Raw genomic sequence first — 19,342 nt, forward strand, 5'->3', positions numbered from 1 at the left:
CATTATTATGTACAAACTTCAAATTAATTATTGTGCAAAATATGATTCATAACTTAATGAACCAATTTTTACCCAAAATTATTTTAACCCCAACAAGTAAAAATTCCCTCAAACTTATCATCATTCAAGGGAATAAAATGAACTAAATATTAACATAAAAATCAAACATCCTTTACTTCAAAACTATTTATTCTCTATTAACAGCACAGTTTCCATATGGCTTGAAGCAACAATAGTGATGTCAAAAGTATATGTTACTTCCTTGGTGAAAAGAATATTATATGATTTTCTATTACTTTTCTTCCAACTTTTTTACTGTATCTATACCGATCTTTTCGATTGCTTCTAACTGTCGAATAGCTAATTTATTCAATAGCTGAATTCTCTCTGACTGAGGTTTGCCTTGCTCAATTAAAATGGCATTATAGCTTTCCATATTAGCTAAAACCAATAACTGATTTAATGTAGCATAATCTCTAATATTTCCATCCTTATCTTTGTTCTCTTCTCTCCATTGTTTAGCAGTTACTCCAAACAAAGCTACATTTAATACATCTGCCTCATTAGCATAAGTTATAGCAATTTGAAATGGTTTTAATTCTGGAGGAAGTAAGTTTTCTTTGATAGCATCTGTATGTATCCTGTAGTTAAGCTTTGAAATCTCTCTATTTAGGTTCCAGCCTAGAGAAAGCCTGCTACTTTCATCATTTTTTAATCTTTTATAATCTTTAATAATATATAGTTTAAACTCTGCTGAAATCCAGGAAGCAAACTCAAAGGCAATATCTGAGTGTGCAAATGTTCCACCATAGCGGCCTGATTTAGATACGATTCCAATAGCATTCGTATTCTCTATCCACTTCTGAGGTGACAAAGTAAAAGCATTATATCCAGCTTCTTTTCTAAACCTATCGAATTCGATAGGTTTAAAATCAGGATTATGTAATTGTTCCCACAATCCCAAAAACTCGATTGTGTCTTTTCCTCTCATCCAATTGTTAATAACGATAAATGGCTCATCGCTTTTATATCTTGCGATATCCGTAAGCGAAATAAATTCATTTTGAAAATCTTCTGTATAAATTGAAATGTCCAAACCTTTTGCATGAATTGTCTCTTTAACAGATTTCTTAACCATTAGTATCCTCCTATACGAATCTTAGAACCCACAAATTTACAGACAATTGTTTTCATTTCAAACTTTTTAATAACTAAACTCACTCTATTAAACATATTTTTAATAGAACATATGTTCTAAAATAATATTATCATACTATAAAATAAAAAACAATAGTTAATATATGATTTCTAGAATGCTTTTTCTAAAACATTTAATTTTAAATTAAAAATGCTTAGAATTCATACTTTCCATGAATTCCAAGCATTTCAAAGAATCAATTTTTTAGACTTACATCAATTTTTACAGCATTTAAACTACTTATTCTTCATACATTTTTATTTCTTCTCTATCAATAAACACGTTTCCTCATGGCTCGACACGACAGAATGAATGTCATATCGCCATGCACGTTCGCGGAAACATATCCACTGCACTTTTTAACTATACCTACTATCGTTAAAGGGTTTATCGATAAACTGAAATTTGGCTCTATTTCACGATTTTCTCCAGAAATGCTCTGGCTTCTTTTACTCCACCGCATCTTTTGAACCCTTTCGAGATTTCTGTTGCCGCTGCTTTATAAGCACCATCATTCAGCACCTTCTCGATGGCATTCTTAATCTCCTCCACTGACCTTCCGGAAGCTGGCAGCATCACACCTGCCCCCAGTTCTTCCGTGCGTTTTGCCACAGCCCACTGCTCTGGTGTCTGTGGTGACAGAACCAGCGGAACCTTGAAATACAGTCCTTCTGATGCAGAATTCATACCGCAGTGTGTGACAAATGCATCCGCAATATTCAATACCGCCATCTGATCCACAGAATCATACAACTGTATATTCTCAGGAAGATTCGTGAATTCATTTGTCGTCTCACCCATGGATACAATTACTTGATAGTCCGTTCCCCGAAGCGCTTCCACGCAGTTCTCATACATCTCCCTGTTGCTTACAACCGTACCCATGGAGATATACACCGTCTTCTCTGCAGCCTTTTCAATAGGATTCTTCACTGGACGAATGGATGGACCGATGAAGCAGTATTTATCAGAAAAAGTCTCGGCATAGGGCTGAAACTCTTTCGACGTATATACAATCGTATTGGTCTCATTGTCATTTGTAATCAGTTCTAAAAAGCTTTTTACCGGATATCCCATCGCCTGAAGCCTTTTCAACTGTCTTTTGATTTTTGACAGAGCAAGAAGCGTGCTGAACAAACCTCTCATGCCCTGATCCATGTATTTCGCAGAGTATCGGTTAAATGCAAACGTGGTGGTGGAACAAACATAAGGAATTCCAAACTTCATTGCCGCCAATTTACCACTAAAAGCCATGGAATCCGCAACAATCAGGTCTGGCTTCATATCCGGTATTACCCGACCCATCAGGCCATCCATTGCCAAAGTGGATTCAACAATCAACTCGATGGAGAAAGCAAGATCCTTTCCTACTCTGTTGCCGCCGTCCTTTGCGTCGATATCCAGATCATATGCATCGCAGGGAACAAATGTCGCTCCCGTACCCTCAATCTTTTCCCTGAATTTCTCAAAAGAAAAATAAGTCACCTCATGTCCTGCATCAATCATCTCTTTCACAAGTCCTAGAGTAGGATTGGTATGACCGTGGGCAGGAATACAAAACCATGCAATCTTCATCTTACTCACCAGCCTTTCCAGCAGCACTCATTATCCTCCGAAGCATTTCTTCAAAAATTTCTGCCTTCTGCAGTACAATACCTTCACCATCTGATCCCATAACCACAAGCCTGTCGCCGCTTTTCAGATCAAAGGTATCTCGTGCTTCTTTCGGGATAACAATCTGTCCCCTATCGTTGATGGTAACCGTACCCCAGATATATTTTCCCTTGGGAGCAGGCGGTAGCTTCAATCCTGAATCAGTAGAGTTTTCACGCATCAGCGAATCAATAGTCGTCCCAAAAAAATCCGCCAGTACCATACATTTTTCCACGTCCGGGATAGAAGTTCCCTTCTCCCATTTTGCATAAGCCTGTCGGGAAACGCCGATCTGTTCCGCAATCTGTTCCTGGGAAAGTCCCTTGAGATTTCTTAATACAATCAGATTCTCACTTAACATATCTATTCACCTCAAATTCGTACATTTCATACATTTCTTAGTTCTATGAATATTGTAATGTTTAGTTACGCAGATCACAACCAACCACACTTGTCAGAATTTACGAATTTATGTTATTTTCAGTTGCATCAATTATTCTTTTCGATTTTATATTTTTTAATGTTCTGTTATGTAAAAGTTAATATATAAATTTAGGAATAATCGCATTTGTTTTATCGACCCATTCGGACACACTAGGCGTGAATGTCAGCAAGTCTACTTGTTTTTTTAAGTGTTCAGATTCGAACACTTTACTTGTCTTCATAGCGAATGAAATTCAAATGAGCCTATCAATTCCTTTATAAAACACAATTCAAAATCTAACAAAAAAACGACAGGGTTTTTCATCCTGCCGCAGTGTACTCTTTGCACACCCTATCGTTATTCTAGGGGTTCATTTTTGTGTCATCAATTCTGTCGCCTCAACCCAAACTCTGGTCTGAGCCTATATGGATGCCTATTTCACCGTCGAATGTTTCCATATACACACTAGACTTGAGTAGATAAGATTGTCGTAGCCCCTACAAACCTTGATTTTAAGCCATTTTCTAAAGACTGCTTTCTTGACAGAAGGCAAACGGTCTCGACATGCGGCGTATTAGGTCAGCAAATAGTGTTTTGATTATTTTTAACTAATTTTACAATATTTTCAATGAATTTTGCAAGTGTTATTTTTGTTTTGATTAATCTCAATTAATCTAAAAGTACAAAAATTTGCCCAAGTTATTGCCCCGGGCAAATTTTAAAATTCTATTTTTTAATTATTAATAAATATTCAGCCAACTCAAATTCGTAAGTATAATTTTTAATATTATACATTAGTAGCTAACATCCCAACCTCTTTCAAGATAAATTGCATTAAGAATTGTTTTTATATCGCTGTTAGATATTTGTTTTATAATTTCATCATAAAGAGACTTTCCTTCCTCACGTTGAACACCTGTAACAAGTTTTAATAAGAAATTGTTGAATATCTTCTTATCATTATTATGCGGTGGAATATCTTCAAGGGTCTTCAGTGCTTTTTTTACTTCAATGGATTTTATTGGAGAATTATAGAGATATTTTGTATTTACATCTGCCTCTGTATAATTTTCAAAATACATATTAAGATAAAAAAGGTTTACTGGTACATATCCTTCTATATTTTGCAGAGCTTTTCTCGCATCTCCCCAATTTTCTTTCGCAATATAATATTTGCTTAAGTAGTAATAATAGCTATCAATTTGGTATTCTCTTTCTTCTGCAACAGCTGAATAATACAAATCACTATATTTCTTTATTTCATCAGTTTCCATCCGCAAAATGATGTTGATTAAAAGCCTGTTACTCCCAGAAACATCTGTGTATTTTTGGGCTAGCTCAATTGCCCTTTCAATATTTTTCTCTCCATTTTTCCAACCAATTCCGTAGATTTTTATAAGATATCTTAGAGCATCTATATCATCAGGTTTTTCCTTAAGTATATTTTCATAGTATTCAATTGCTCTAGGATAATCCTGAGTTTGGATCAACTTTTCACCATCACTAATATTTCCTTCCACAGTAATACTTGGTATTTGGTCATAGTAAGCTCTTAGTGGAAGACTGCTGGTTATCAAATTCCTATTCTCATCGTATGCTTTTACAACAATTGGATACTCTAATCCAGGTACGAATGCACCAAGAACTGCATTAGCTCCAATGATACCATCTTCTCCTATACTCATACCCCCTATTCCCTCTTTTATCAATCTTGTATTAAAGGTGGCTTGATTTTCAGTAAATTTGATTTTCATATTCTCATCAAATGCTGGTGTATAATAGATTGTACCAACTCCTTCTGAAGGATTCGAGTAAGTTACAATATCAACTATATAGTAAGTAGCCCCTTCCACTTCATCCCAAGCAACAGTAAATTCTTCTCCTGTGATTTTCTCATGAAGCACTGGCCTTTTTATGTTCAAAGTATTTTTAAATTCAAAATTTATTTCTCCATCATTTCCATTAAGTTCAAAATAAGGTTTATCTTGTTGTTGAAGCACCTTATTTGTAAGAATAGAACCTTCTACACCAATTCCCAAACTATATACTCCATCCTTAAGTCCAAGAGTTTTAAATTTACCATTTTCATCAGTAATGCCAACATAACCTTCTCCAACAGTTCTGAATCCTCCGTCTGCATTCTGCACATATATTTCCACAAAAGGCATAGGTTCTCCTTCATAGGTTACTGTTCCTTTAATAATATTATCACCTTTAAAAACCTTCATCAAATCATCAAACCAAAAGTCTCTAGCATAATATCCTGTGGAGCCAAAGTTACTTTCCTGCAACTCCCTCCAATTGTTTCTGCTTATGTTTTCATACATCTTTTTAGCTTCTTCATAATTTCCTTCGAAAAGAGATATTTCAGCCTTTAATATATCTAGTTTCACATCAGCTAAATCTGACAATTCATACTTTGCAACGATCTTTTTCGCGCCATCTCTGTCTCCATTTACATGAAGTAAAAATCCATTATAAACATCTGATATATACATCAGATTTTCATCATCAGCTTTCTGTCCAAATGAAATCCAATTATGAAGCATTTCAATATCACCTGTGGCAATAGTCATGTCAAGGAGCATTTTATATGAATCAATATAATATTGTTTTTCACTATCCTTATAAGGAATCTCTCTCATAATATCTTGAAGAATCTTTTTTGATCTTTCCATATCTTCAGGACTTGTATTTTCTCCTCCACCCCAGCCGTTATAGAAAATTGTGTACTTGCTAAAACTCTTTATTAGACTTTTTGCATAAAGATAATTTCCCTTAATCTTTGGGGTTGTGGGATAAGAAGCATATTTTTCGTAAAAAAAGGTCGCCTTATCCGAACCATTATCCTGTAAAAGATTTGCTATCCCATGAATTGTTGTAGGTATTACCCATGTAAATGTAAGTGTGAATACAAAAACAAGAAGAATCAATGTCTTTATTTTAATCTTTATCTTCATTTCTTGCTCACCTCATAGCTTTCTCCAGAAAGAAGTCTCCATAAATTGCCCAAACTCTCAAATCGCTAAAATTACATAATTCCGATAAAAGAGTTATATTAGGATAAGGTTCAATTAATTCTGATAATTCATTTAATGACTCAGCTTTATCTTTTCTGAAAATAAATGAAACGGATTTATCTGAAATTAATGAATTTGATGTAATTATTTGTAAATCAATATAGTCATTATAATTAATGTATGATATGAACAATAATTGCAATAATAAAATCATTGTTGAGAAACTCAAAACTAATTTTTTCGTCATACTACCTCTTATTCAAAATTATAGTAGATGTCGCACAATTACATTTTGAAATAATAATTATGCGACACCCATTTTTTTATTTGCCTGCAAAATAATTTATTAAAACTTTTACTTCAATAAATTAACTTACAACTAAATAATTATGTATGATTAATATATTTTAGTAATTACCAGCCATAGAAAATCCTATAATGATGCATTGCACCATTTCCTAAATCACCGGTTGTAGCTTCAATTACACCTTCTCCCCATACTTTACTTGTGGGATAAGCAATATTTTCAGCAGAATCTGCATATACAACTACTTTTGTATAATGATATCTATATGATCCATCACTTTTATTAACTATATTTGTCCAACCTTTCGCGCCAACACCTATATTTTGATTATTGACAATCCACTCTCCTCCACTATAAACGTTATAATCATCAAACAATCCTCGAGATATAATATTATTACTTAAATCTCTTTCAGCTTTTACTTCATTCTTTTCAGCATAATCAACTTTCTCAACCGCTGATACAGGCATTACCATACTAGTAACCACAAGCGCTAAAATAAGCATACACATTAACTTTTTCATATGTTTTCTCCTTTTTATTAGGTATTGTCTGGTAGACACACCATTTAATTTTATTTTTTTACTATATAATTTCAACTTACAGTCATTACCCCCATAAAAACTGTTCTTTCTGCTTGGGAGTTAGCAGATAGTGTAAGTTAAATTATAATCAAATTTTTTATTGAATTAAATTAAGGAAACTTATGATATTTTTCTTATTCATTTTTTTCTCCTTTTTTCCTGGTTTTATCGTTTATTCAATATCTTCTGAAGCTTCTAAATCAAATTCGCCAATCACAGTTTTACCATCACTTGCATATAATGGTATTACACGTCTTCCATTATATTTTTTTTGCCAATTAACGGCTTCCTCTGGTGTGCTAAATTCTGGTCCATCTAAATCATTACTTAAAATATAACCGTATGTGCCATCTATGCCTTGTGCAGCTATAAGATCCGGTGAATCTTCTGAATCTACGCCATATGTTTGTCCATTTTCATTTACGCCTTTTAATAAATGAAAATCCAGCGCTTGTGAAAAAACTATTTTAAGCGATGCTCCAATTAAAGCAATAAATATTGTACAAATGGTTAAATATTTAAACCACTTATCATTTAATATCTTCATTTTATATATATCTCTCCTATGTTAAAACTTATTAAAACTAAATATTAATCTAAAATCAACCCACAAAGGAATCACCTCCAAACAAAACACATCAAATTTTACAACAATTGTTATCAATTGAATTATTTGCAATTATGTCCTTCGATTTTATCTGTCATATATGTAGACCATTCAGATTCATATTTTGCAACATTTTTTTTACATATAAAAGGTATAAAATTATTTAGTATAACATAACAATATCTGTATTTTAAAATATTTAATTTTTTAGACTTATCACCACAAATATGATGTTGTGACATTGCTGCGTATATTTAGCTACAAAAATTCTTAGCATTTTCATTTAAACACTTTTGTTGAAATGTCATATAATACAATTCAACACATTTTCGATTTTCATTTTCATTTTCTCTAATAGGAAACTATTATGTTGAAATTATATGTTATCCCCGAATCACAAATCTATAAAACTCAGTACCTACATTACAAATTTATAACTTAACTCTAAAAAATATTATGATATAATATATAGTTATATTTTATATAACTATATATTATATCATATAATTATATTTGTCAAAATATGATTATATGATTTATATAATTGTTAAAATATAATTTCGATTGACTTTACAACTCCACTTCTTCTCGGAATAAAATTTAGTACAAGCATCATCATCACCTCTATACTCTGTAGCTCTGTACCGTACATAAAAAATTTTGACATTATTTTTAACCGCTCTTTCTATTTTTAGGTATAAAAAAGAGGCTTTAGTTTAAGTCTTTTAAGTTGACTAAACTAAAACCTATATATATATTAATTTTATAACCTACACTATAATCGTGAATTTTATTTGAATTTTGGCTATGTCATCTATATTTTCGCCCTTTTTGGGGTGAAAAATCGATGTTTTTTGTCCGTTTTTTTGCTCTATTTTTGCTCTCAAACCACAACATATTGTGATCAAAACCTACTTTTTGTCCTCAAAACCACAATACGTCATCAGAATTATCGTTTCCACGTGCCTTGAACGGTCAAAAAAGATGCCGATTGAAGCTGGCGAGTCCTTGGCGATCACTTATCTGCTTTTCTTTAGTTCCGTAACATATAATAACCTTAATTGTTCTAATCAAGATTAAGTTCGAAATATGGTTCATCCACAAAGCCTGTGTCTTCATACTGCCTGAAACCACATTGAACAAGGCCACATTTTTTTGCCATGTTTAGTGAAGCCTGATTGTCAGGATGTACTGAAGCGTATATATATGTAGCCCTTTTACCAGCCTTGAGCCATGCAATGTATGCTTTCAAAGCTTCTGTACCATAACCCTGATGCTGGTATTCTTTCGCAAGGTGAATGACTATCTCAACATGAAATGGGTCATCCTCGTCAAGCCTTCCTCCACAAATGCCCAAGAACTTATCATTTTTTATTACCGCGAAAACTGCATTGCCATACGTGTTATACTGACTGCAAGTGTATTCTATTATTTGAGGAATTTTCTCTCTTATAATCACGCCTCCGCAGAAACGCATTGTCTCACTGTTGCCCCAAACATTGAAAAGCTCGTCCGTATCCCCCTGATCAATTGGCCTAAAGTTTAACCTTTCTGACCCAAATATCATTGCTTTCCTCCTTTAATACGCTCTCATATTTTCAATTATCTTCGTTTTTCATTTGTTCTGTAAAACAAACATTTTCATATTGCCTTGAACGGTAAAAAAGATGCCGCTTGAACATAGTGGCCTGTGGAGCAAAGGTATTTGTAATTGCTTTACTGGCTGGCACTAATGGAAATGCTTTGCAATATTTATTGCTTCCGCCAAATCTTCAGCCAAAAAGATGACCATTCCTCCGGGGTAATTCGTAAAAGACCGCAAAATACAAGCTTACCTTGATTCTTTAATTCTTTTAAGTGTCCCACATGGCTTTATGAGTTCCTTATTTATTGACTTTACATTGTTCATCAAATATATATACGTCATTGTTCAGCCTCCTCTGAATACAAGCTTTCTATGTTTGTCTTGAATTAAAACTGCTTCCTCCAATTACGATTGATTTCGACATAATTTGACAACGGATTCTGTATGCCTTGTTGCTGTGATTCTGATGACCATTGGGCGGCTTCATATTTTTCTAATACTACCATCTAAGGTCAGCCATAAAAAGTGGGTTATTTAATTTCTACACCGTATAGAATATCCATTTGCATTTTCGTATTTCCTAACTGTTGGATTTTTCCATAGATTATATTCTCATTTAAAATCATAATAATATAGATATCCGACCCTCCCTTTCCTGAATTAAGCTTGTACACCGTATTCCAGGCATATAATTGAATATCTGAATGTAATAAATCGAATTCTAAACCAGATGCGAAACTCTTACCTATAGATGTTGATGCAGTGTCCACACTGCCAATATAGCAGGCGTTTTGTGGAATCTCTATTTGTTTTATCTCTTTTACCTCATTTTTTCGCTCAGAGTTCTGTAAGATTCCATACATTGTATTTGCTAAATCAAGTGTTGGCTTGTCTGAAATAAAGGAACCAACCACCATATCCCCTACACCATAATCTTGATGAAAAACTTCATTTAAGCTTTCTAACTCGATAACAACAGGTGTATCTATTTCCTTTCCCAGAGGGCAAAAGAATTTATTAGGGGTAACCGAAATAGAATCTCTATTTACTTTATTCATGTAGTTAAATATTACTACTATCAAAAATAACACTACAGCAATAGAGAATGTTATTGCAAATACTATAATTAATAATACTTTTTTTGAATTTAATCCATCATTCATAAGTAAATTTTAATTTCCTCCACTGGTTCTATTCTCAAAATTCCTGTTTGGCTATCTGTTATATAGATTTCCTGTAGCTTTGTTTTAATTCCGCTACAAGAGCGAATGCTCATACTCCATGGTTTACTAATTCATATGACGGATGATACAATCCTGTCGGTTCATAAAAGTTTTTGCCAATATATTGAAATCCCAGTTTTGTCAGAAGCTTTTCAGATGCCTCGTTTAGCGGATGATGTCCCGCATACAATCTGTCCGCTTTAAAAGCAGTGAAACTGTAATCTATAACGGCCTTCGCAGCTTCAGAAGCATACCCCAGCCCCCAATATTTTTTTCGTAGATGAAATCCAATTTCGAAGGAATATATTTCGGATTTAAAAGGCCGCATACCACAGCAACCAATCAGTTCATTTGTCTCCAACTCGAAAACAGGCCAGTATTGTATGTGAAATAGTTCATCATTATGAATTTCTGTATCCAGTCGACGGATTATGTCCTGCTGTGTAAACTTACCGTCAGCACAAATAAACCGGGTTACTTCTTCTTCTCCCCATAATTGAGTAGCCAAATCTAAATCGGCGACATTCCACTTTGAGAAACCAAGCCGTTTTGTTTTAATAAAATACTCTCGCATGTTTTAACGCCTCCTGGTATAATAAAGTCATAGCATAAGCTATGCTAATTAATTACATTTCTATATAAAAGTTGGGAAAGGATTTTCTTCCTTTAGTTGTATCTCTCCAACTTTATACAATTAATAAAATTTAATTATTTCATATAATAAAATTTAATTATTTCATATATTTATCTCCCTATAGACTTTGTCTGATTCATAAGGTATCATATTTCATTGTATAGGAAGAAAGACGTTCACCTCCTAGGGAGCCTTCTTCGTAAGGCGATACCTGTAACTGTAGACAGTCAATCCATTCAATGAAAATTTATGTTTCAGCTGGTTGGGAGCCTTTAAGCTATACCCGTGTCACATGCCAGGTTGTGTATTCATTGTTGTTTATGGATTCCTATGAAAGGAGATTATTTATGTTAGAAAATTATATTTCTGTAGGTATTGATGTTGGTTCATCTTTTAGTTGGATGTCTATCGTAGACCCACAGGAAAATATCATTTTAAAACCATTTAAAGTTATTCATAATAACTCTGATTCCCTTAAAAGGGCTCTTTCTGAAATTAAAAAAGCGGAAGAGCTGCATTCCTTGAAATCTCGCACATTTCTGGAATCTACGGGAATCTATCATTTCCCACTCTTCTGCTACCTGATGGAATCAGGATTTGAGGCTTTTGTCATTAACCCTCTTATCATACATTCTATCAAAAATTATGGTATTAGGAAAGTAAAAAATGATAAAATCGATTCAATTGGTTTGGCAAAACTTGGTTTAAAGAAAGATTTAAAAACCTCTGTTCTACCTACTAAACTTGTTTTAGAGCTTCGCAGCCTTTGCAGGAAGTATTATGAACTTGTTGATACTCGTTCAAGTTATGTTAATCGTCTAAAGACGGACATGCATACTGTTTTTCCGCAGTACCTAGATATCTTTAGCGATATTACCGGTTCTACTTCTATTATGATTTTAAAGGAGTATTCAACTCCCGATAAAATTCTTCGTGGTCATAGAACAACTGTGATAGAGAAAATATCAAAATGCTCTAGAAAAGGGCTATTTAAAGCAACTATCAAGTATGAACAGCTTATTCAAGCAGCAAAAGCATCAAAAATCTTTGGCTGCAATATTGATAGCATATACTTTAATATTTCCATTAATATTAAATTAATAGAAGAACTCAATTCCGCAATAAACTCTATTTTAGAACAAATACACAGTTTAGTAGAAGCTAATTATTCAGATGAATTTGTTAAACAAGTTTACTGGCTTGATTCTATTCCTGGTATTGGATTTCTTTCTGCTGTCACCATAATGTGCGAAATTGGTGATTTTAGCTCATTTAAGAATCCTAAACAGTTATTTGCTTACTTTGGATTAGATCCATCGGTAAATCAATCAGGTAACTTTAATGCTACTGAAGTTCATATGTCTAAACGCGGTTCTCGAATCGCAAGAAGAGCAATATTTGCTGTAGCATTAGCAAGCATTAGAACCAAACGCAATGGTGAAGCCATAAATCCAATTCTGCATGAATACTATATTAAAAAGTCTTCATCCAAGCCTAAGATGGTTGCAATTGGAGCTGTTATGCATAAAGTTTGTAACTTCATATTGCCGTCCTACGGGATGAAACAGATTTTAAACTTAGAACTCCTGAGGAGCATTGTCTAAGCTTTAAGCAGTTAATTCTAATCGCTGCATAAATTTTATTTTTATACATCTACCAATTATTTCTAAACCTTTTATTTAATTTAGGTTTATTAAAGTTACCTTTTTTTTAATATTAAATATTTAATTAATTTTTTCAATTATTCTATTGACAACAGAATTGTTGATGAAAAATAATTATTGTGACAAAATAAAAATAAATAACGTGACAAAATTTTCATAAAATCTAATTAAAAATCAATTTTAAAAAAATAAATAATGTGACAATTTTTTTTATAAATCTAAAAAGACAACAGCTACCTTTTCTTTATAAAAAATTAAACTCTACAAATATTACTATAAAAAATCTATTAATTAATTTTTATTCATTAACCCACCTATTCCACATTGTTGTATATACGCTATTTTTGCATTTTTCAACTAATTCTTTTGTCAAATCAGAATAATGAACTTTGTGTGCTATATATGCTGCAATAATCAACATAATATTGTTATATGCTTCATGCTCGGAATTTAGTTGAGCCAACGAATATATTTCTTTCTCTGTAACTTCATTAAAGACAAGAGCCTTCATTCTTTCATATATGTCTTTAAAAACTCTTTCCGATTCTTCCTTACTCAATGACAAAGAATCGTTATTTCTTATCTTCATTTCCTGCCCTATACCAATCTTAGAAATATCACGATTATATAAGTGTAAGCTATCACTATAATGGTTGTATGAACCAACATCTAGTCTAAGCCATCCGGCCAAGATTTCTTGAATACCTGTAAACTGTACAAAATTATATGGCATTCCTAATAACACATCATTACTACGCATAATTTGGCACCATTCTAATTTTTCATCTCTGACCTTTAGCATTGAGCAAACATTACATGGTATATCTGCATCTCGTGGTCGTCCACTCTCAACTGGAAAATCAACCTTCGTATCATAAATCTGTATCACTATCTGACGACTTTCAGGAACATTTTGCAATGCTTGATATGCCTTTTCCATCTGGTCAAATCCAAAATGATAACGTATTCTTTTTCCATAAGCACCATGATAAAACTTACCTTTTCCCGAAAAAGTTTTCAAACTTGGATTCCAAGCATTAATGACATCTGATCTATCTTCACCATTTATTATCCATACTAACTCAGCTAATGCATATCCAACACTTATAGGTGGAATACGATCAAAAACCCATTTCTGCCTAGGCTCTTTAATTTCAATGAATGTATGCAACAATTCATATACCTCACCTGTTCGTCCATTCAAAGTATTATTCTGTTTCAAAAGTTTAGCAGCTGCCTTCTTCCAAACCTCATTAGCTGTTTTTCCAACAATAAATTCTGCCATTTTGAATACTCCTTTTTTATTACATATTTATTCTATCATTTATTCGCCACTTAGGTGGATAAAAATATTCAATTTTGTTTAAATTTCGATTAACATATTGTTGTTTTATCCTTTTTCTATCGTCTAACCCACAAATATTAGGATGAGCAACTCTAGCATATTTATCTGTTTCACAAAATAGATTCTGACAATCTATTAGCTGTAAACTACGACCAAATAAAGATTTAAATTTCAATCCCCTTTTTTCAAATTCAACATCCTGCCTTTCAGCCATATACCTAATGATATCTTCATATTCATATCCCTTTAAATCTCTAAAACATTTTATAATTCCATTCTTAGCTCCTGGACCGGCTACAACAAAAGACATCTCACTAAAATCGCACAATTCACTATAATTAATGTCAATGGTAAATTGGAAGGCCAAAAAAGAACCTAATGTTGGGTAATTAAGCAACACTTTGTATAATTCTCTTAAATTATTAACTTGTGCTATTTTTTTTGATAATCCTGTATTCATCATATATTCTAAAAGTTTCAAATTATTTTGATGCTTTTTATCAAATCCGAAACAACTTTTTCCCGATGGCATTATGTATGCAGCAGAATATATTCTTTCATCATTCTGAATTTTCCGAGTTAACAATTGATTGTATTTTTCATAATTATACGATGAATAGGCAATCTCTCCTAAATTGCTTTCCATATAATCCCAAGTTTCGATTTTATTAAATAGCTTAAAAAACAATATTCGAAAGCACTGGTCTTCAGGTGTGTAGAATTCTTTATTATAAATAACGTTTTTTATTAAATATTGACTAACACGATCTGATGCTCTATATGCATTTGTAAATTTATATTTTTGAATAATTTCATCATCTGTCCATGGAAACGTCTTATTCAGCATTCGATTAAAGAAAACCTCTTGTCGTTTTGCGGCAAATTCCCAATAGGCATCATATACTGGTGTTGGTTCTAAATCTCCAAATCCCATAAATCCTATCCTCCTAAAATGCTATCATAAATTTTTGTCACCGTTTCCTCCAAACTGCAGTTATTACTAACTATTCTACACTTTGGATTTCCTTTTGCAAGTTCTCTATAGTTTTGAATGATTGCTTCATCTTTTTTTGTCTCATATTCTTTTGCTCGATTTTCACGTTCTAACAAAAATATTTTCTTAATATTTATCTTTTCCCAATATATTAATTCCGGAGCTATAATAGAGTGAATAACATCCTTTTCTAATTCTCCAGCCAATCCATATGCATATGTAGACCACCAGAAACGATCCATCAATATTATACTTGATGAACTACATTCTCCTACAAGCTTTCGTTGAATCAAATCTATGTGCGATGCAACATGCATAAGTTGTAGGCTAGCGTCATTAATTGACATATCAAAATACTTATTATTATGATGATGTATATCATAAACTAAACTACCTAAAGTCCTCGGCTCATTTCCTGGAAAAGCAATATTAATACAATCATAATCAGTTGTTTCGCATATTTTTGTTTTTAAGTTCTGAACAATTGTGGATTTTCCTACATTATCGATTCCTTCAAAAACGTAAATACCTGTATAAGATTTTTGTAAATTATCTTCCATCATCTTACCTTTCATGTTCTATTATATCTAATAATCGTTTTACCATCATCCTATGGTTCACATTGTAAAATAGTCCCTCATTCAATGACTTACTCCACGGATTCAGTTCTGACCAATCATTTGCTGTTAGCCTTTCAAAAGCATATTCACTGGAACGACCTCCTACTGTACCAACCAACGCTACAGGGATTCCAACACTTTTTGCCATTTCTACTTCAATATCTACACCCTGCAGAGATTTATCCTCCTTGATTTTTCCTCCTAAACAAATTAACAACTCGCTCTTTTCTTTACAAATCATATTTTCTCGCATTTCTTTCAAACCATCCGATAATACTAGAGTACACTTTTCTTGTAGCTCTTCTATATCATAATCCACCATATATGCCTTGTCCATATGCATCTCAATAGAATATTTTATATCTGATGAATATATTCTTCCTATATCAAAAATTAGCTTTTGAAAAGTTGGATGTGCGCCAAAAACCAAAGTATAGCCTTTTTTTATAATTTCTCTTGAATATACTAATACAGACTCTAATAAAGAACTTTTATAAATCTCATCGCAATCTGGAAAAGCTCCAGACAATATTATTCTCTTGTTTAATTTTTTCCTATTGCTCCCATAAACATTTTCAATGTTTATCAAATAATCATCAAAATTCTCCGTTGTCACCTTTGCATCACTAACTTGCTTTTCTCGCTGACCATGATTTGACAATAGAAATAATCTATCATTTTTATCATATGTTTTTGATTCTTTTACCCTTTTGACAAATTGCTGAATGTCTTGTTCTTTAGGATTCCTTCCAAAGCATTGAATATAGTGATTTCGAATTCCTGTATCATACAAATCTCTTATCTTTTCCTTATACTGTACCTCATATGCCAGTATCGCATTCATATCACACGCAAGCTTAATTTTATTTGCACTACACATATCAATTAAACATTCAATATGGGAATATACTTGGTTTGAAGAGTTCATAATTAAATGAAAACACTTCTCCTCTATTTCATCTACAATTTCTATCAATCTATCCGGATTGTCAAACTCCTCACTCATATATCTGAGTACAGGTGCTTCCCCGGGTCGAATTTCCAATTTCGAATAAGAAGAATTATCAATTTGAATCCATAAAATCGGAATGTCATTAATAAGGGCATAGCATAGTTCCTTCATAATGTATGAAGAATATTGTGCTTCTTGCGTCTGTAAAAAAATCATAGCATCGCTCAATTCCAAATTTATATCGATATCTTTCTGTGCATCATCTCCTACTTCAACATTAACAACATCTCGATATACATTTCTTTCTCTTGTCAATCTTTTTAATTCATCAGCCAACTTTGCAGCTATATGTTCTCCATCTACCCTACGATGACTGATAAAATACAAAACTTCATCCCGATAAAGTGGAGATAATGTCTGAGAAATAATCTTTCTAGCAAAAATCTGTGCAATTGCCTTCATGTTATTTTTCATAGGATTCCTGTTTTCATTGCGACAAGACACATCAAAACTTTGCTTTTCAGATACTGGCTCAGGTGGACGTCTACACTCTGGATTGTTTTCCATTGCAATCGCCCATATTCTGCTTTTAGCATCATTATACTTCTGTATCAACTTAAGAAATTTTTCATTATATTCACCATTTTCAGCTGTAAAAAACACAAAAATATCATTCTTATTAGCATCAACTGCCAATAACTGATTCATCTGAAATACAGACGAAATATACAACCTATCCGCTACATAGATGTTTAAAATCTCGTTACATTCTTTAAAAAAAATATCTGCAGACTCTGTATTTTTCATAGTAAGCTCTGGATTACAAAAAATCATTCTCATCATTTTTCACCTCGGTAATGAGCAAATGCACCATTTACTCTACTATAAGGAATACCATGTATGCCCATAACATAGTTTTCGCTTACAAAATTAATCAATTCGTCAATTATGTTTATGTCAGTATGCACTCTGTGATTGCGACCTGACCCAATTAAAGCATTAAATTCTCTTGGGATTTCTATTGCATTATTTCCAAAATAATAGTATTCTGTTGCTACTAACACTCGATCTACTTTTGTATCTGTTTCTAAATTTGCATTATTAATACTTCCATCCACCATACTATGATGTGAAGGTTCCTGCATCCAATTTCCATCAATATGATGATATATATTATCGCCATAAGCACAAAACATTCCTCGATTAAAAACTGGGCGCTTATTCGTAAATCTGATATCATCCCAGTATTCATCAAATGTCAGTATTTCTCCAACTCGCATCAACATAATTAATTTTTTACATAATTTTGTATTTGATGCCCCATATGCAGCAATCCAATCACCTTTCTGTGCACTTTTCCTAATTCTAGGCTTACAAGTAGCCAATGTACAGTAACCAAAATAAGGATTAGGGGCAAATCCGTAATCTCTTGGAATTACATACGAATAATATTTCATATTTATCTCCTAACATTGATAACGTGGCAAATCCAATGGACTATTATTCCGTGGACTTCCATCCGGTTTTTCCCAATCCATATCTTCTCCGTCTATTGCTTTTGTTATTTTCTCCCCATTCCATCCTATTAAGTTATGTCCATGTTCGATTAACTCTGAAGGTATGTCCTCTTCCTTTGCCCCCTGCAGGTAAACACCTACAATTCTTTTTCCCATCTCTGCAGCTGTCTTTATTTCCCAGTTTACATAATCACTTTTAGCAGTATCCTTACCTATAAGTACAACAACAGTCCCAGCCCATCGCATTTGAGGTTTTATCAGTTCCTGTTTAATATATTGTTCATTTTTCGCATTATTTTTTAACTTGTTTTCATAAATAGAACTATCTCTCATGTCAATTCCATGTTTACCTATTAAGTTTTTAAATGATTCTATCTTGTCTGCATCGTTATGCTGATGTGATACAAAAATATTTTTTAATTCATCTGACATATTTATCCCTCCTTGTATAATAAAGTCATAGATGAAATCTATGTTAATTCATATTCGCGTTCTGGTTAATTACATAAATATTAAATATCCTACTATCACACTTAATTCATAGTAAACTTACAACTATCCCAATAATTAACAAAGCAATAATAATTGATAAATATAATAAACATTCCGTAATCGAAAATAATGAGCTTATATAAGAATAATCCCCTCCACTATATTTATTCAATGGCATTTCAAAATCCTTTACAGTGGTAATTTTATTACAATTTAAATTAGCTATCTCATTATATATACCACGAAATTTCCTTTCTTGTTGTAAATAATAAGAATCTAAAAGCCAAAATATGATTGCTGGAAATATAGAAATCAACACAAAAGCTAAATTTCCTTTTGGGTTAGTATTTATATCTATGCTAGCTGCATATAATGCTAATAAAGCTGAAACAATTGTTATAGTCCATCCTTTCATTTGAAAAGAACACTGATTCATATGAGATATATTAGTATGTATGAATTCAAGGTGCTTAATTTGATTTTCTGTCATTTAATGACCTCCTTTATGGTAAAATAATTCTCT

Annotated in this window: 18 protein-coding genes; 1 reads left to right on the forward strand and 17 read right to left on the reverse strand. The window is 32.6% G+C overall.

Annotated features, from left to right (window positions below; translation table 11 throughout):
- Positions 1-292: 292 nt before the first annotated feature.
- From LY60_RS00225 to LY60_RS00280, 10 genes are all read right to left on the reverse strand, one after another.
- Positions 293-1,138: a KilA-N domain-containing protein gene (locus tag LY60_RS00225; RefSeq protein ID WP_145078361.1), complete on the reverse strand. Its 846-nt coding sequence runs from the start codon at positions 1,136-1,138 to the stop codon at positions 293-295.
- 471 nt (positions 1,139-1,609) lie between these two features.
- On the reverse strand, positions 1,610-2,800 hold the full coding sequence (locus LY60_RS00230) for a macrolide family glycosyltransferase (RefSeq protein ID WP_246145325.1): 1,191 nt from the start codon (positions 2,798-2,800) through the stop codon (positions 1,610-1,612).
- Positions 2,775-3,212 (reverse strand): helix-turn-helix domain-containing protein, encoded by a 438-nt coding sequence (locus LY60_RS00235; RefSeq protein WP_145078364.1) that lies wholly within the window; start codon positions 3,210-3,212, stop codon positions 2,775-2,777. The genes LY60_RS00230 and LY60_RS00235 overlap by 26 nt, the downstream gene beginning before the upstream one ends.
- An 857-nt stretch (positions 3,213-4,069) precedes the next feature.
- Positions 4,070-6,235 (reverse strand): hypothetical protein, encoded by a 2,166-nt coding sequence (locus LY60_RS00245; protein WP_145078367.1) that lies wholly within the window; start codon positions 6,233-6,235, stop codon positions 4,070-4,072.
- 7 nt (positions 6,236-6,242) lie between these two features.
- A complete protein-coding gene (locus LY60_RS00250; RefSeq protein ID WP_145078369.1) occupies positions 6,243-6,542 on the reverse strand; it encodes a hypothetical protein in 300 nt (99 codons plus the stop codon).
- A gap of 167 nt (positions 6,543-6,709) precedes the next feature.
- Positions 6,710-7,126 carry a hypothetical protein gene (locus LY60_RS00255; RefSeq protein ID WP_145078372.1) on the reverse strand — a complete coding sequence of 139 codons (417 nt, stop codon included), beginning with the start codon at positions 7,124-7,126 and terminating at the stop codon, positions 6,710-6,712.
- A gap of 232 nt (positions 7,127-7,358) precedes the next feature.
- The gene (locus LY60_RS00260; RefSeq protein ID WP_145078375.1) at positions 7,359-7,733 is read right to left on the reverse strand and encodes a hypothetical protein; all 375 of its coding nucleotides are present in this window, start codon (positions 7,731-7,733) and stop codon (positions 7,359-7,361) included.
- Positions 7,734-8,859: 1,126 nt separating this feature from the next.
- On the reverse strand, positions 8,860-9,360 hold the full coding sequence (locus LY60_RS00265) for a GNAT family N-acetyltransferase (RefSeq protein WP_145078378.1): 501 nt from the start codon (positions 9,358-9,360) through the stop codon (positions 8,860-8,862).
- A gap of 548 nt (positions 9,361-9,908) precedes the next feature.
- Positions 9,909-10,541, reverse strand: a complete 633-nt coding sequence (locus tag LY60_RS00275; protein ID WP_145078381.1) for a hypothetical protein — start codon at positions 10,539-10,541, stop codon at positions 9,909-9,911.
- Positions 10,542-10,650: 109 nt separating this feature from the next.
- Positions 10,651-11,175, reverse strand: a complete 525-nt coding sequence (locus LY60_RS00280) for a GNAT family N-acetyltransferase (protein WP_145078384.1) — start codon at positions 11,173-11,175, stop codon at positions 10,651-10,653.
- A 407-nt stretch (positions 11,176-11,582) separates the two neighbouring features.
- Here LY60_RS00280 and LY60_RS00285 point away from each other — a divergent pair, with 407 nt between their 5' ends.
- Positions 11,583-12,839, forward strand: coding sequence for an IS110 family RNA-guided transposase (locus LY60_RS00285; protein ID WP_246145326.1), 1,257 nt, complete (start codon positions 11,583-11,585; stop codon positions 12,837-12,839).
- A 358-nt stretch (positions 12,840-13,197) separates the two neighbouring features.
- On the opposite strand, the gene LY60_RS00290 is transcribed toward LY60_RS00285, so the two are convergent.
- The 7 genes from LY60_RS00290 to LY60_RS00320 form a co-directional block, all read right to left on the reverse strand.
- Positions 13,198-14,184, reverse strand: a complete 987-nt coding sequence (locus LY60_RS00290; RefSeq protein WP_145078387.1) for a thymidylate synthase — start codon at positions 14,182-14,184, stop codon at positions 13,198-13,200.
- Positions 14,185-14,203: 19 nt separating this feature from the next.
- Complete coding sequence (locus LY60_RS00295; RefSeq protein ID WP_145078390.1) at positions 14,204-15,178, reverse strand: nucleotide kinase domain-containing protein; 975 nt, start codon at positions 15,176-15,178, stop codon at positions 14,204-14,206.
- 5 nt (positions 15,179-15,183) lie between these two features.
- A complete protein-coding gene (locus tag LY60_RS00300) occupies positions 15,184-15,813 on the reverse strand; it encodes a dTMP kinase (RefSeq protein ID WP_145078393.1) in 630 nt (209 codons plus the stop codon).
- A complete protein-coding gene (locus LY60_RS00305; protein ID WP_246145327.1) occupies positions 15,803-17,653 on the reverse strand; it encodes a TIR domain-containing protein in 1,851 nt (616 codons plus the stop codon). The genes LY60_RS00300 and LY60_RS00305 overlap by 11 nt, the downstream gene beginning before the upstream one ends.
- Complete coding sequence (locus LY60_RS00310) at positions 17,650-18,267, reverse strand: Nmad2 family putative nucleotide modification protein (protein WP_145078396.1); 618 nt, start codon at positions 18,265-18,267, stop codon at positions 17,650-17,652. Before LY60_RS00310 ends, LY60_RS00305 begins: the two co-directional genes overlap by 4 nt.
- Before the next feature lie 9 nt (positions 18,268-18,276).
- Positions 18,277-18,759 carry a TIR domain-containing protein gene (locus LY60_RS00315; RefSeq protein WP_145078399.1) on the reverse strand — a complete coding sequence of 161 codons (483 nt, stop codon included), beginning with the start codon at positions 18,757-18,759 and terminating at the stop codon, positions 18,277-18,279.
- Positions 18,760-18,865: 106 nt separating this feature from the next.
- Positions 18,866-19,309, reverse strand: a complete 444-nt coding sequence (locus LY60_RS00320; protein WP_145078402.1) for a hypothetical protein — start codon at positions 19,307-19,309, stop codon at positions 18,866-18,868.
- Positions 19,310-19,342 lie beyond the last annotated feature (33 nt).

This window comes from Sedimentibacter saalensis (genome assembly GCF_007830175.1).
GTDB lineage: Bacteria > Bacillota > Clostridia > Tissierellales > Sedimentibacteraceae > Sedimentibacter > Sedimentibacter saalensis.

Excerpts from the sequence above, each read along its gene's own strand:
- LY60_RS00225 (WP_145078361.1), bottom strand. The coding sequence starts at position 1,138 with ATGGTTAAGAAATCTGTTAAAGAGACAATTCATGCAAAAGGTTTGGAC.
- LY60_RS00235 (WP_145078364.1), bottom strand. The coding sequence starts at position 3,212 with ATGTTAAGTGAGAATCTGATTGTATTAAGAAATCTCAAGGGACTTTCC.
- LY60_RS00245 (WP_145078367.1), bottom strand. The coding sequence starts at position 6,235 with ATGAAGATAAAGATTAAAATAAAGACATTGATTCTTCTTGTTTTTGTA.
- LY60_RS00250 (WP_145078369.1), bottom strand. The coding sequence starts at position 6,542 with ATGACGAAAAAATTAGTTTTGAGTTTCTCAACAATGATTTTATTATTG.
- LY60_RS00255 (WP_145078372.1), bottom strand. The coding sequence starts at position 7,126 with ATGAAAAAGTTAATGTGTATGCTTATTTTAGCGCTTGTGGTTACTAGT.
- LY60_RS00260 (WP_145078375.1), bottom strand. The coding sequence starts at position 7,733 with ATGAAGATATTAAATGATAAGTGGTTTAAATATTTAACCATTTGTACA.
- LY60_RS00265 (WP_145078378.1), bottom strand. The coding sequence starts at position 9,360 with ATGATATTTGGGTCAGAAAGGTTAAACTTTAGGCCAATTGATCAGGGG.
- LY60_RS00275 (WP_145078381.1), bottom strand. The coding sequence starts at position 10,541 with ATGAATGATGGATTAAATTCAAAAAAAGTATTATTAATTATAGTATTT.
- LY60_RS00280 (WP_145078384.1), bottom strand. The coding sequence starts at position 11,175 with ATGCGAGAGTATTTTATTAAAACAAAACGGCTTGGTTTCTCAAAGTGG.
- LY60_RS00285 (WP_246145326.1), top strand. The coding sequence starts at position 11,583 with ATGTTAGAAAATTATATTTCTGTAGGTATTGATGTTGGTTCATCTTTT.
- LY60_RS00290 (WP_145078387.1), bottom strand. The coding sequence starts at position 14,184 with ATGGCAGAATTTATTGTTGGAAAAACAGCTAATGAGGTTTGGAAGAAG.
- LY60_RS00295 (WP_145078390.1), bottom strand. The coding sequence starts at position 15,178 with ATGGGATTTGGAGATTTAGAACCAACACCAGTATATGATGCCTATTGG.
- LY60_RS00300 (WP_145078393.1), bottom strand. The coding sequence starts at position 15,813 with ATGAAAGGTAAGATGATGGAAGATAATTTACAAAAATCTTATACAGGT.
- LY60_RS00305 (WP_246145327.1), bottom strand. The coding sequence starts at position 17,653 with ATGATGAGAATGATTTTTTGTAATCCAGAGCTTACTATGAAAAATACA.
- LY60_RS00310 (WP_145078396.1), bottom strand. The coding sequence starts at position 18,267 with ATGAAATATTATTCGTATGTAATTCCAAGAGATTACGGATTTGCCCCT.
- LY60_RS00315 (WP_145078399.1), bottom strand. The coding sequence starts at position 18,759 with ATGTCAGATGAATTAAAAAATATTTTTGTATCACATCAGCATAACGAT.
- LY60_RS00320 (WP_145078402.1), bottom strand. The coding sequence starts at position 19,309 with ATGACAGAAAATCAAATTAAGCACCTTGAATTCATACATACTAATATA.